The sequence below is a fragment of the Euhalothece natronophila Z-M001 genome, from assembly GCF_007904085.1.
GTDB classification, from domain to species: domain Bacteria; phylum Cyanobacteriota; class Cyanobacteriia; order Cyanobacteriales; family Rubidibacteraceae; genus Halothece; species Halothece natronophila.
Genome location: NZ_CP042326.1, coordinates 288,548 through 301,823, shown reverse-complemented (window position 1 = coordinate 301,823; position 13,276 = coordinate 288,548). Strand labels below are relative to the sequence as shown.

General features: G+C 40.7%; 11 protein-coding genes. 4 read left to right on the top strand and 7 right to left on the bottom strand.

Features of this window, described 5'->3' with window-relative positions:
- The first annotated feature begins 30 nt into the window (after positions 1 to 30).
- Entirely contained in the window at positions 31 to 870 is an 840-nt protein-coding gene (rsmI, locus tag FRE64_RS01350) for a 16S rRNA (cytidine(1402)-2'-O)-methyltransferase (protein ID WP_146294317.1), read from the top strand.
- A 51-nt stretch (positions 871 to 921) separates the two neighbouring features.
- On the opposite strand, the gene FRE64_RS01345 is transcribed toward rsmI, so the two are convergent.
- On the bottom strand, positions 922 to 1,188 hold the full coding sequence (locus tag FRE64_RS01345; protein WP_146294316.1) for a hypothetical protein: 267 nt from the start codon (positions 1,186 to 1,188) through the stop codon (positions 922 to 924).
- Positions 1,189 to 1,326: 138 nt separating this feature from the next.
- On the opposite strand from FRE64_RS01345, the gene dprA reads away from it, so the two are divergent.
- Both dprA and FRE64_RS01335 read left to right on the top strand, forming a co-directional pair.
- Positions 1,327 to 2,433 carry a DNA-processing protein DprA gene (gene dprA, locus FRE64_RS01340; RefSeq protein ID WP_146294315.1) on the top strand — a complete coding sequence of 369 codons (1,107 nt, stop codon included), beginning with the start codon at positions 1,327 to 1,329 and terminating at the stop codon, positions 2,431 to 2,433.
- A gap of 53 nt (positions 2,434 to 2,486) precedes the next feature.
- Positions 2,487 to 2,987: a DUF4168 domain-containing protein gene (locus FRE64_RS01335; RefSeq protein WP_146294314.1), complete on the top strand. Its 501-nt coding sequence runs from the start codon at positions 2,487 to 2,489 to the stop codon at positions 2,985 to 2,987.
- Here FRE64_RS01335 and FRE64_RS01330 read toward each other — a convergent pair.
- The 6 genes from FRE64_RS01330 to pflB form a co-directional block, all read right to left on the bottom strand.
- On the bottom strand, positions 2,978 to 4,063 hold the full coding sequence (locus FRE64_RS01330) for a glycosyl transferase (RefSeq protein ID WP_146294313.1): 1,086 nt from the start codon (positions 4,061 to 4,063) through the stop codon (positions 2,978 to 2,980). The two genes, FRE64_RS01335 and FRE64_RS01330, sit on opposite strands and share 10 nt — an antisense overlap.
- Complete coding sequence (locus FRE64_RS01325; RefSeq protein ID WP_146294312.1) at positions 4,063 to 4,275, bottom strand: hypothetical protein; 213 nt, start codon at positions 4,273 to 4,275, stop codon at positions 4,063 to 4,065. Before FRE64_RS01325 ends, FRE64_RS01330 begins: the two co-directional genes overlap by 1 nt.
- Positions 4,276 to 4,475: 200 nt before the next feature.
- The gene (locus tag FRE64_RS01320) at positions 4,476 to 5,477 is read right to left on the bottom strand and encodes a phosphoribulokinase (protein ID WP_146294311.1); all 1,002 of its coding nucleotides are present in this window, start codon (positions 5,475 to 5,477) and stop codon (positions 4,476 to 4,478) included.
- Positions 5,478 to 5,820: 343 nt separating this feature from the next.
- The gene (gene adhE, locus FRE64_RS01315; protein ID WP_146294310.1) at positions 5,821 to 8,463 is read right to left on the bottom strand and encodes a bifunctional acetaldehyde-CoA/alcohol dehydrogenase; all 2,643 of its coding nucleotides are present in this window, start codon (positions 8,461 to 8,463) and stop codon (positions 5,821 to 5,823) included.
- Positions 8,464 to 8,523: 60 nt separating this feature from the next.
- Positions 8,524 to 9,276, bottom strand: coding sequence for a pyruvate formate-lyase-activating protein (gene pflA, locus FRE64_RS01310; RefSeq protein WP_146294309.1), 753 nt, complete (start codon positions 9,274 to 9,276; stop codon positions 8,524 to 8,526).
- Positions 9,277 to 9,423: 147 nt separating this feature from the next.
- Entirely contained in the window at positions 9,424 to 11,652 is a 2,229-nt protein-coding gene (pflB, locus tag FRE64_RS01305) for a formate C-acetyltransferase (RefSeq protein WP_146294308.1), read from the bottom strand.
- A 486-nt stretch (positions 11,653 to 12,138) separates the two neighbouring features.
- Here pflB and ccsB point away from each other — a divergent pair, with 486 nt between their 5' ends.
- Positions 12,139 to 13,131 (top strand): c-type cytochrome biogenesis protein CcsB, encoded by a 993-nt coding sequence (gene ccsB, locus FRE64_RS01300; protein ID WP_146294307.1) that lies wholly within the window; start codon positions 12,139 to 12,141, stop codon positions 13,129 to 13,131.
- Positions 13,132 to 13,276 lie beyond the last annotated feature (145 nt).

Sequence of the window (13,276 nt, the reverse complement as noted above, 5' to 3'; positions counted from 1 at the left end):
TTTGAGGGGGATATTTTCACGAGGCAAAACATGACAGGAAAACTTTATTTAGTGGGAACGCCCATTGGTAATTTAGAAGATATGACCTTTCGGGCAGTTAATACGTTGAAAACGGTTGATTTAATTGCGGCTGAAGACACACGCCACACAGGAAAATTGCTACAACATTACGAGATTACGACTTCTCAAATTAGTTACCATGATCATAATCGGAAACATCGTGAAGCTGAATTAATTAAAAACTTAAAACAAGGAAAAAATGTTGCCCTTGTAACTGATGCAGGAATGCCTGCAATTTCTGATCCGGGTTATGATTTAGTGAAAGCCTGTTTGGAAGCGAATATTTCAGTTATTCCTATTCCAGGGGTAACGGCTTCTATTACCGCTTTAGCTGTTTCAGGATTACCCACTAATCGGTTTATTTTTGAGGGATTTTTACCTGTAAAAGGGAAAGCAAGGGAGGAACGATTAAATGTTCTTAAATCAGAAACGCGGACAATTATTCTTTATGAATCTCCCCATAAGTTAAAGCAAACTTTGCAAAATTTAGGACAATATTTGGGGAAAGATCGCTTGCTGATGTTAGGGAGAGAGTTAACGAAACGATATGAGGAGTTTTTACATTTATCCCTAAAAGAGGCAATTAGTTTTTATGAAAAGCAAGAACCAAAAGGAGAATATACAATTGTTATTTCAGGAAAAGAAAAGGATGAGAGTTTAAATCTTACTTCTGAAGAATTAAAAACGGAATTAAGGGAATTATTAGCACAAGGAGTAACGCGATCGCAGGCAAGTCGTCAATTAGCCAAAATTAGTTCTTTATCGCGACAAGAAATTTATCAATTATCTATGGAGTTAGATGAACCCTAAACTTTACAGCTAGAAAAAGTGCAGCCAAATGTATGTAGGCTATTCATCACCTCATTGATTTGGGAATAAGAGAAACCTTCCTAGTATTGCTAATAAGCTACCTAATAAAGTCACTGTAGTAGTGGCTAGGTATGTCCAAAGTCGATTATCTTGTCGGTCGATATTTCCTTCAATCTTTTCTAATTGGTTACTTAAGCCATCATTTTTTTCCTCCATCCTTGCTAAACGAGTATCAATAGATTGTAGCTTCTCAGCTTGAGCATCAATTTTTTGTTCGAGTCGTTCTAAAATCTGAGTAAAGTCTATATCTGTAGCCATCTTGATCTGTTGCTATTTAAGAACTTAATCTATTATCGCTCATTTAATTGCAACATGCAGTAATTCAACTTTAAACAAGGCTTTTATTTTGAAAATGTTATAAAAAGAATATCAACTAAGAGAATAAAAGGACAAAAAATGACCTCAGAACGGGCTTATTGGCTAGCATGGTCGCAAATTTCGGGAGTAGGTGCGGTGAGGATACAAGCCTTACGGAAGCATTTTCGGAGCTTAGAAAAAGCCTGGTATGCTAATTCACAGGAATTAAAAGAAGTATCAGGGTTAGGAAAGCAAAGTGTGGAACAAATTACTGAACAGCGATCGCGCTTTTCTCCTGAAGAAATATTAGCGGAACATCAAAAAAAGAATCCTGATTTTTTAACTCCTGCTGATCCTGATTATCCCCAGTTATTATTAGAAACACCAAATCCGCCTGCGGTTTTATATTATCAAGGGCAATTAAATGCCCAAGAAATGCAGGGAAAACAACCGTTAATTAGTATTGTCGGAACGCGATCGCCGAGTGAGTATGGTAGAAAATGGACCAAAAAAATTACCACTGCTTTAGTTAAACATGGCTATACGATTGTGTCGGGATTAGCTGCAGGAATTGACGCTGAAGCCCATCGCAGTTGCTTAGAAGCAGGAGGACGCACGCTTGCTGTTTTAGGAACGGGACTGGATATTACTTACCCCTCAGAAAATTATCAGTTATATCAACAAATTAAACAACAAGGGGCAATTTTAACCGAATATCCCAAAGGAACAAAACCCGATCGCGGCAATTTTCCCGCCAGAAATCGGATTGTTGCTGGCTTATCTCGGGCGGTGATTGTCACCGAAGCCCCACAAAAATCGGGAGCCTTAATTACTGCTAAATATGCCAATGAATTTGGACGCGATGTTTATGTCTTACCCGGCTCATTAGATAATAAAAACGCGATCGGGTGTTTAGGCTTATTAAATCATGGGGCAAATGTCATCCTCAGTGAAAGCCATCTTTTAGAAATGCTAGGAACCATGCCCCAATTAGACTTATTTGAAGAGAAAAAGCCACCTTCCCCAGAAATACCCCCAGAATTGCAAGAAATTTGGAGCGCGATCGCGCCAGAGCCGACTCCCTTCGATCTCATTGTCCAAAATGTCAATCAAGATGCTAACAGTATTTCCGCGGGACTCCTGCAACTAGAGCTTCTAGGCTTAATTTCCCAAGCTCCAGGAATGCGATATCAACGCCTAACCTAAAACAATCCCTGTTACCATGGGGAAGAATTTGAAAAATCAGCAACTAGGAGTCTATGTTAAAATCCTTCCCTATTATCAGTATTATCTTATTACTCTTCTTAACTTTCTCTCCCCCTGCACTAGCGCAAAATCCTATTTCTATTGCTCAAGCCCCCCAAGCTCCTAAAATTGAGGCGGCAACTGATATTAGCTCTCAAGAGTTAGAAGAATTTGCTACCGCTATCCAACAACTCGAAGCCATCCAAACGGAATCTAGAGAGCAAGTGGGTCAAATTATTGAAGACGAAGGATTAACCGCACAGCAATTCCGAGATATTTTAGAAGCCCAACGTGATCCAGAAATAGAAAATGAGGCTTCAGAAGAAGAATTACAGCAATTTGAAAATGCTACCGAGCAACTAGTTCAAATTCAGAGAGAAGCGCAAGTGGATATGAGAGAAGCAGTGGAAGCAACTGGTTTAAAGGTTGAACGTTTCCAAGCAATTTTTGCTGCGGTTAGAGAACAGCCAGAGTTACGAGAACAAGTGCAACAAATTATTCAAGATCAAGAATAGTTATTAATCTGCTGATAGATTTCCCTGGCAATTGTTTCTGTGCCATCAGTGGCTACAGTGTTGGGGTGAGAGGGCGACTGCGGAGCTTCTTTGAGGAAATCCCAGTTGCCCTCAAAAAATTCTTCAGGAGAAATAATCTGATGGTAACCGTAATTTTTAATTCCTTCTAATAACAGCGAAGACTCAGCAAATTGTTTTCGACTCAGGGAAACAATGGGAAGGTGGAGTCGTAACGCCTCTGAAAAAGTGCTATAACCAGGTTTAGACAAAACTCGCCCTGATACAGGCATAAAATCTAAGGGACGGTAATTGCGATCGCTGATTTTCATTAAATTAGGGAGATCAGGGGCTTGTTGATCAAAGGTAATAAATTGCCAGTCTGGGAAATGGTCTAGATTGTGATAAGGGATTTTTTGTAAGCCTAACCCCCCAAAGGAGAGAAGAATTGTTTTCTCTTGAGGGGCATTTAAATTAAATTGTTCGCGAATTTCCGCTGCTGTCCATTTCGGAACCCCCCCTGTTAATCCCATGTCTGTAAGGTTGGGAAAGGTACTCATGGGTTCATGCATTGGGAGACGAAAAGCGCGATCGCTGTTTTGATAGCCTTGAGACATCCAGTCTGCTAATTCTTGAAATTCTTCTCCCCAATCGCGATAAATAAAATCCCAGCCAAAATTACTAATTGACCAACAGGGAACCCCTGCTGCTTTGGCAATTTTTCCTGCTAAGGCTGGAATATCAGCAATCACTAGGCTGACATTGTTTTCACCAATAAAAGCCGCTTCCTCTTCCACAATTTGTTCTTCATTGTCTCGAATTTTCTCTAATGCTTGGCGGGTTGCCTCTAAATCCATTTGTAAGCTATCACTTTGAATCACCCCCACATCCAAAGCGCGATCGCGCTGTAAAAACTTTCCTGACATATAAGAAGCCAGTAACCAACGCGGTACTTTAGTTACAAAAATGGGGACTAAATCAGGGCATAACTCTTGAGTTGCTGCCATTACCGAGGCAGCCCGTACAGCATGACCAAAACCATGACTGGTAATCGCAACATAAATAACAGACATATTCATCAAGATTGATTATTGGAATCTGGAGGAAGATTTAAAGAAGAGATTTGCTCATTATTAGGACGAGTCTTAGAAAAATTAAAATTAGACGCGATCGCGAGAGCAATTCCCCCTAAAATACAAAAAGGCAAGGGTAAAGTCAATTCTTGTAACCACTGCCATAACTCTACCAACACAAATAACAGACCAAAGCAAACTAGCCAAAAGCGTAGCATTATTCAACTTCCTCCATGCTCTCTATGATACCTATTGCTAACTGATGATCACCGTTTCTGAGCTTAGATTGAGTGGCATTTGTGCTGATTCTTAGAACATCATCCTTCATACTCCCTTGCCTCCTCAAGCCAGAAAAATTGCGGGAGACCCATTTTTCCCCCGCAAGCATCAATTAGCAGCAATTTCCTAACAGAATTAATTAAACTCTTGCTGTTGCTTTTGCTTCTTCTTTTGTTAATAATTCGTAAGTTTCTCGGATTTTCAAGCCCACTAAAACTTGGAATAAGCCCGTTCCATCATTTGCCCCTGGTGCATTAGGACGTTTTAACAATAACTCTGTCATTTCACCATAAAACTTAGTGGCAGTCTTACTTAAATGACTTTCAATGTAAATCATTTCTTCTAAGTTATCGAAACGACCATCCACCTCAAGGACAGACACTTCATGACCATAATAACTATCTGGTCCATAAAAGAGCTTAATTCCAGGATAAGCACAGGTTAACTTCCGACCACAGGGTCGCCAGTCAATGGTTGAGCCTTCATCAAATAAGTAAACTGAATCAAAGTTTTCTACTCCTTCCTTCTGAATTAAACGTACTCGTAAATATTTACTTTCTTTATCTTCAATCAGTTGTGTCGGTAGAACTTGAATAACCACATCAGCAAATTCTTTTTGAGGCTCGATATAAGCGGTGAAATCAGGCTTTCTAGCATTAATTGAAGCCAGCACATCCTCATAAGTATGACCGCGTTCAGCCATATCCCGCTGAATTTTCCAGTTAATTTTTACCTCATCACTAATATCGAGATAAACACTGAAATCAATCAATTCTCGCACTCGTTCGTCATAAAGAGGATGTAAACCTTCAATGACTACTACTTTATTCGGTTTAATTGTTTCTGGGGGATCAATTTCCCCAGTTTCGTGATTATAAATTGGCTTCTCAATGGTTTGTCCATTTTTCAGGGCCTTAACCTGCTCATACATTAAATCAAAATTATTGGCTTTTGGGTTAAGAGCCGTTACACCTGCCTCTTTTCTTCCCTTGCGATCAAGGCTATGATAGTCATCTAAACAGATAACTGTCATAAATTCTTCACCAAATAAATCTTTGAGGCGACGGAGAAAAGTGGACTTGCCACACCCAGAATCTCCCGCAACACCGATTAAAACAACACGATTTACGTCAGGCTTCATAAAATTCTCCCTCTATAGTACACTCATCAAACAACTTTTTTAACTCCCAATAGCCTAGAGGAATGAAGACATTCTAGCTTGCTATTAAATACAAAATTAGCAAATCTAGCAATCTCTTTTAATCCGATCAGGGGGTTGATAAGTAATTAGTCTTATGTTTGCTACTTAAATCTGCATCTTACCATTAAGCGAAGACTCTCTACAAGATAATGCCTATAGAGAGAAAAAATTTAGCAAGAAAGGCGAGAATCCTACGAGTAAATTAAAATTCTAGTCGTAGATTAGTTACTCCAGTTTTCCTTAAATGCAGGAGGGATTCACGCGATCGTTAACTTTTGCTTGATTATGATTTCATAACTGTTGCTGTTTCTTCTTCCGGGTGATACATCATGCTATCGACGCGACAGCCTTGATACGCTAGAACATATAGCTCTTTCATGTCTTTAATCAAAGGATAACGAGGATTAGCAGCAGTACATTGATCATCAAAGGCTTGTTCGGCTAAATTTTCCAGTTTTTCGTAGAAATCGCGATCTTCTCCCTGTAAGGTTTCTTTAATCGTCAGTGGAACTTCCACCTCAGCTTTTAGCTTCTCAATAGCATTGACCAAATTCTCTACTTTCTCATCAAGGGTTTCTCCTCCTAATTTGAGATAATCCGCTAAACGGGCATAACGTTCTTTAGCATGGGGATATTCATATTGGGGGAAAATGGCTTGCTTAAATGGTGCATCGGTGCTGTTATAGCGAATCACATGGGAAATCATTAACGCATTGGCTAACCCGTGGGGAACATGGAATGTCGCCCCTAATTTATGCGCCATCGAGTGACAAATGCCTAAAAACGAGTTCGCAAACGCCATTCCAGCAATTGTCGCCGCATAATGGACTTTTTCTCGCGCAATGGGATCATTTGCCCCATATTTATAAGCATTAGGGAGATACTTAAATAGGAGTTCCACTGCTTCTAACGCTAACCCTTGGGTAAATTCTGTAGCAATAACTGACACATAAGCCTCTAAAGCATGAGTTAAAGCATCAATTCCCCCATAAGCAGTGAGTCGTTTCGGGAGGTGTAACACTAACTCAGGATCAACAATTGCCATATTGGGGGTTAAGGCGTAATCCGCTAGAGGGTATTTAATGCCTGTTTTTTCATCAGTTACCACAGCAAAAGGCGTAACTTCCGAACCCGTTCCCGATGTGGTGGGAATAGCTACCATCGTGGCTTTTTCTCCTAATGGCGGTAAATCATACACCCGTTTGCGAATATCCATAAAGCGAGTCGCTACCCCTTCAAATTCCACTTCGGGATGTTCATACATCAGCCACATAATTTTTGCCGCATCCATGGGAGAACCACCGCCGAAGGAGATAATTACATCAGGTTGAAAACTATTCAGTTGTTCTACGCCTTTGTTAATGGTTGCTAGTTTGGGATCAGGTTCAACATCGTAAAATACTTGATGATCGATCTCTATTTCCTCTAAAACCTCAGTAACTTCTTTTAATAACCCCATATCAAATAAGGGTTTATCTGTGACAATAAAAGCACGTTTTTTGCCTTTTAAGTCTTGCAGGGCAACTGGTAAACAGCCATACTTGAAATAGATTTTTGGTGGCACTCGAAACCAGAGCATATTTTCCCGTCGTTCGGAGACAGTTTTGATGTTTAAAAGATGGTGTGGGGCAACATTTTCACTGACTGAATTACCGCCCCAAGTGCCACATCCTAAAGTTAAGGAGGGATCAAGTTTGAAGTTATATAAATCTCCGATCGCGCCTTGAGAAGAGGGCGTATTAATTAATACCCGTCCTGTGGTTAATTTACTTTCAAAATGCAGAATCCGTGAGTGATTTTGTGGGGCAGTATAAAGCACTGAGGTATGTCCTCTTCCCCCTAAACTAATCAATTCTTGGGCTTTAGTGGTTGCTTGTTCAAAATCTTGAGCATGATACATTGCCAAGACGGGAGATAATTTTTCATAGGCAAAGGCTTCTTCTAAGCTAATCTCTGAAACTTCTCCAATTAAAACTTTTGCATTTTTGGCTTCCTCAATTCCCGCCATCTCTGCTAATTTTTCCACCGATTGACCCACAATTTTAGGATTAATTCGCCCTTCTACAATGAGAAGGCTTCGCAATTTTTCGGTTTCTTCTGGCGTGAGAAAATAAGCCCCTCGTTCTTGAAATTCTTGTCTGACTTTATCGTAAACTTCATCTACCACAATCACTGATTGTTCTGAAGCGCAAATCATCCCATTATCAAACGTCTTACTAATTAAAATGGAACTCACTGCCATGGGAATATTTGAAGTTTCATCAATGACAGCAGGGGTATTACCAGCACCGACACCGAGAGAGGGTTTTCCAGAGGAATAAGCGGCTTTAACCATGCCAGGGCCCCCTGTGGCAAGAATTAAATTAATATTTGGATGCTTCATTAAGGCTTGAGACAGTTCAATCGTGGGTTCATCAATCCAGCCAATAATGTTTTCAGGTGCGCCTGCTTCAATAGCAGCATCTCGCACGATTTTTGCTGCTTCAATGGTACAGTGTTTAGCGCGAGGGTGAGGAGAGAAAATAATCGCATTGCGAGTTTTTAGGGCAATTAATGCTTTAAAAACGGCTGTGGAAGTGGGATTCGTTGTCGGAACAATTCCTGCTAAAATGCCTAAAGGTTCCGCTAATTTTTGAATGCCATAATGAGCATCAGATTCAATGACTCCACAAGTTTTTTCATTTTTATACTTGTTATAAATCATTTCCGAAGCAAAGTGATTTTTGATCACCTTATCTTCTTGTACTCCCATTCCTGTTTCCTGAATTGCCATTTTTGCTAAAGGAATGCGATTCATATTGGCAGCTAAGGCGGCTTTTTTGAAGATGGCATCAACTTGTTTTTGGGAATAGCTAGCGTATTGAGTTTGGGCTTCTTTTACTTTGCTAATTAGGGTTTCTAATTCTTCTAAAGTAGTAACGGTCATAATTTTTCTCCTTAGTATTGCTTTAACTTGATTAAGTGAAGCGAAATGAATGGCTTATTCCTAACATTGCACTTTCAGACCATAACTTTGGAAAATATGAATGGTCTTCGCAATTAATTCTGGACTTGGTGGGGTAGCATCTTTAAGTTGATATTCATAGCCCAATTGTTCCCATTTATAAATTCCCATTTGATGAAAGGGAAGCACTTCGACTTGTTCCACATTATCTAATGTCGTAATAAATTCAGCTAATCCTTTAATATTTTCCACAGGATCAGTTAAGTTAGGAACTAAAACAAACCGAACCCAAGTTGGCTTCTTAATTTCCTGAAGATGTTGGGCAAATTTCAAAGTGGGTTCAATCGTAACACTGGTGACTTTTCGATATAAATCAGGCTTGTAAGATTTAATATCAAGTAACACTAAATCTGTGTATTCAAGAACAGGCTTGGCTGCGTCGATGAGAACATAACCTGAGGTATCTAAAGTGGTGTGAATCCCTAATTCTTGACAACGTTTGAAGATTTCTGCAACAAATTGCGGTTGCATTAATGGTTCTCCCCCAGTAACCGTGACACCACCTCCCGAAAATTCCATATAGGAACGGTATTTCTGGACTTCTGTAATAATGTCATCTACTGTGACTTCTTTTCCGTCTTCCAAGTGGCGACAGTCGGGGTTATGGCAGTAAAGACACCGTAGGGGACACCCTTGAGTAAAGACCACAAAACGAATTCCTGGCCCATCCACTGTGCCACAACTTTCTAGAGAGTGGATTTTTCCTGTAATTTCGGTTGATGTGCTTGCAATCATCGTGTCCCCTTATTAATTCAGTAATGATTTCCCCTTCCCCCTCACCTAAAGCAGGGTCGTTTCATTCTCCTGAAAATCCCCTCAGGTAGGGAGGTGGGGAAATAAAACCTCTTTTTTCCTTAAATAATCGCCCCACCATGTATTGATTTAAACCTGTCCGTGGAAGGTACGAGAAATGACATCCTCTTGTTGTTCACGGGTGAGTTTAATGAAGTTGACGGCGTAACCCGAAACGCGAATGGTCAGTTGCGGATATTTTTCTGGATGATCCATGGCATCAATTAGGGTTTCTCGATTGAAGACATTGATATTAACATGGTGTCCGTTGTCGTGGAAGTAACCGTCTAACATTCCCACTAGGTTGCTAACTCGGTTGTCATCTCCTTTTCCTAAGGCTTGGGGGACAATAGAGAAGGTGTAAGAGATTCCATCTTTAGCATTTTCATAGGGGAGTTTTGCCACAGAAGATAATGCCGTGATCGCGCCTTTGGTGTCTCGTCCGTGCATGGGATTCGCCCCAGGTGCAAAGGGTTTACCAGCGTCTCGCCCATCAGGAGTATTACCTGTTTTCTTCCCATAAACCACATTGGAGGTAATGGTTAAAATCGACTGAGTGGGAACTGCTTGACGATAGGTTGGATTTTGGCGAATATAATTCATCAAATCGGTGACTAACTTAGTGGCGATGCTATCAGCGCGATCGTCATTATTCCCAAATTTGGGATAATCTTCTTCGACTTGGTAATCTACCGCTAAACCCGTTTCATCTCGTATCACTTTGACTTTCCCGTATTTAATCGCCGCTAGAGAATCAGCAACTACCGATAAGCCAGCCATACCACAAGCCATAGTCCGATAAACATCGCGATCGTGTAACGCCATTTGTAGCCGTTCATAGGCGTATTTATCGTGCATATAGTGGATGATATTGAGGCTATTCACATAGAGTTTGGCTAACCAACCCATTAACCCCTGAAATTTCTCCATCACCTCGTCATAGTCCAAATATTCTGACGTAATCGGTTCACTAGCAGGGGCAACTTGCTGTCCTGATTTTTCATCCTTACCGCCATTAATGGCATAGAGAAGGGCTTTCGCTAAATTTACTCGCGCCCCAAAAAACTGCATCTGTTTACCAATTCGCATTGCCGATACACAGCAAGCAATGCCATAATCATCCCCATACTCAGGACGCATCAAATCATCATTTTCGTACTGAATGGAACTGGTATCAATGGAAACTTTCGCACAGTAGCGTTTGAAGTTATCAGGTAAGTTTTCTGACCACAACACCGTTAAGTTTGGTTCGGGAGCCGGCCCTAAGTTATAAAGGGTATGGAGGAAACGGAAATTGGTGCGCGTGACCAAAGGACGACCATCTAATCCCATGCCACCGAGACATTCTGTTACCCAAGTAGGATCTCCTGAAAAGAGTTCGTTATATTCAGGGGCTCGTAAAAAGCGCACCATTCGCAATTTCATCACGAAATGATCCACTAATTCTTGGGCTTGGGCTTCATCGAGTAACCCTTCTTTTAAGTCCCGTTCAATATAAATATCAAGGAAAGTGGAAACTCGTCCCATGGACATCGCTGCGCCATTTTGTTCTTTCACTGCTCCAAGATAGCCAAAATAAGTCCATTGCATGGCTTCTTGGGCAGTTTGTGCTGGCTTACTGATATCCCAACCATAACTTGCCCCCATTTCTTGTAAATCTTGGAGGGCGACAATTTGTTCAGAAATTTCCTCCCGTAACCGAATCACATCCTCGGTCATTACCTCATTTTCGAGGGACTCTAGCTGTAGTTTTTTATCTTCAATTAAATGACCTGTCCCATAAAGGGCAATGCGCCGATAGTCGCCAATAATTCGACCACGACCATAAGCATCGGGTAAGCCAGTAATCACGCCAGAACGCCGTGCTAGACGCATTTGTTTGGTGTAGGCAGAAAATACCCCATCATTATGCGTTTTACGATATTTGGTGAACGTTTCCTCAGTTTGAGGGTCTAGTTCATAACCGTAGGCTTCAAGAGATTTTTTCACCACCCGAATGCCACCATAGGGCATAATTGACCGTTTAAGCGGTTTATCGGTTTGTAAACCGACAATTTGTTCTAAGTCTTTGTCAATATAGCCTGCTGCATGGGCGGTAAGGGTCGCTGGAACTTTTGTATCGGCATCTAAAATTCCTTTTTCTCGTTCCGCCTCCATTAAACTTTTAACTTTTTCCCATAAGTTTTTCGTGCGATTGGTTGCGCTAGCGAGAAATGACTCATCACCGCTATAAGGGGTATAATTTTTCTGAATAAAGTCCCGAACGTCAACATTTTCTACCCATTGACCTGGAACAAAAGGTTCAGTTTTCGTTAACATTTTCTTCGTCTCCCTCTTGGTTTTTGCTGAAGCTAAGTCAAAGCAATGACAGTATTTTTAGTCGTGCTAAGAGATATTTTTACTTTTCTCTATACTTTTATCTTAACGAATTCAATTGGTACTTATGCTTATTTAAACAAGACTTTATAAAGTCATTACTTTTTAACAATTCATTTGTTGTTAAATTAGATACATATTTATCAACCTTTATGAAAAATTAAGTTCATTTCTTTATATTCTCTTCAGATATTTTTTAATTTTTTCTTTATATTGCGTTTCTTGGTCTGTTGAGGGACACACTGAGTCAATGGATGTTATTTGTTATTTGTTATTCGTTATTTGTTCGCTCCAGACTTCTTACGCCTCACTCCTCATTGGTTGACCAAGGACAAAGGACAAAGGACAAAGGACAAAACCATGTTGCTTACGATACAGATATAATAGACACTTGGACATGATAAAAAAGGCTTTTTAATAAAATTCATAATGGATCTAACCGCACTACAACACCAACTGGATAATCTTTCCTTTTTGGTACTGTTTCTGACCATGTTAGTTTATTGGGTAGGAACAGCATTTCGTAACTTATCCTTCTTACAACCCTTAGGAACTGCAGGATTTGCCCTTGGTAACTTTTGTATTACGGGATTATTGATCGCTCGCTGGATTGAAGGGGGCTATTTCCCCATTAGTAATTTATACGAATCTCTGTTTTTCCTTGCTTGGGGGGTAACGGCGGTTCATTTAGTGGTTGAATTTAGCAGTGGCAATCGCTTATTAGGCGTGTTTACTGCGCCTTTAGCGATGGGAATTACAGCATTTGCCGCCTTGAGTCTTCCCCCAGAAATGCAATCGTCTGAACCCTTAGTTCCGGCCCTCAAATCCAATTGGCTGATGATGCACGTCAGTGTAATGATGCTCAGTTATGCCACGCTTATGGTCGGGTCACTTCTCGCGATCGCGTTTTTAATTGTCACCCAAGGCAAGTCAGTGTCACTGCAAGGAAGTTCCTATGGTTCAGGCAATGAACGTCTTAAAAGCATCAGAAATAACAACAGTTTTGCCTCTACGCCCATTTCTGTTAGCAGTAGTGATGGGCAAACCGCCGTTTTAGAACAGCCGCAAACCATCACCGAGGAAAAATTATCCCCACAACGCTTAAATTTTGCACAAACCCTAGATAATCTCAGTTATCGTGTCATAGGTTTAGGTTTTCCACTTCTGACAGTTGGTATTATTGCTGGGGCAGTTTGGGCAAATGAGGCTTGGGGATCTTATTGGAGTTGGGATCCCAAAGAAACTTGGGCGTTAATTACTTGGTTGGTGTTTGCTGCCTATCTTCACGCCAGAATTACGAAAGGATGGCAAGGAAAACGACCGGCGATTATCGCGAGTGCAGGTTTAATTGTGGTTTGGATCTGTTATTTAGGAGTAAATTTATTAGGACAAGGATTACACTCCTACGGCTGGTTCTTTTAAGCCAAACCTTACCTTGATGTGACGAGAAGCTCCTCACGCTTGGCTCCGGTGACATAATCTTTGATTTATGGAAGTGACGGGGCATATAAACCTCAGATCCAACTTGAATCGAATTCAAGTTGGAACGCACCTCAGCATTGATAAC

Coding starts and splice junctions, on each gene's coding strand:
- FRE64_RS01345 (WP_146294316.1), bottom strand. CDS start 1,188: ATGGCTACAGATATAGACTTTACTCAGATTTTAGAACGACTCGAACAA.
- FRE64_RS01330 (WP_146294313.1), bottom strand. CDS start 4,063: ATGAATATGTCTGTTATTTATGTTGCGATTACCAGTCATGGTTTTGGT.
- adhE (WP_146294310.1), bottom strand. CDS start 8,463: ATGACCGTTACTACTTTAGAAGAATTAGAAACCCTAATTAGCAAAGTA.
- FRE64_RS01320 (WP_146294311.1), bottom strand. CDS start 5,477: ATGAAGCCTGACGTAAATCGTGTTGTTTTAATCGGTGTTGCGGGAGAT.
- FRE64_RS01325 (WP_146294312.1), bottom strand. CDS start 4,275: ATGCTACGCTTTTGGCTAGTTTGCTTTGGTCTGTTATTTGTGTTGGTA.
- dprA (WP_146294315.1), top strand. CDS start 1,327: ATGACCTCAGAACGGGCTTATTGGCTAGCATGGTCGCAAATTTCGGGA.
- pflA (WP_146294309.1), bottom strand. CDS start 9,276: ATGATTGCAAGCACATCAACCGAAATTACAGGAAAAATCCACTCTCTA.
- FRE64_RS01335 (WP_146294314.1), top strand. CDS start 2,487: ATGTTAAAATCCTTCCCTATTATCAGTATTATCTTATTACTCTTCTTA.
- ccsB (WP_146294307.1), top strand. CDS start 12,139: ATGGATCTAACCGCACTACAACACCAACTGGATAATCTTTCCTTTTTG.
- pflB (WP_146294308.1), bottom strand. CDS start 11,652: ATGTTAACGAAAACTGAACCTTTTGTTCCAGGTCAATGGGTAGAAAAT.
- rsmI (WP_146294317.1), top strand. CDS start 31: ATGACAGGAAAACTTTATTTAGTGGGAACGCCCATTGGTAATTTAGAA.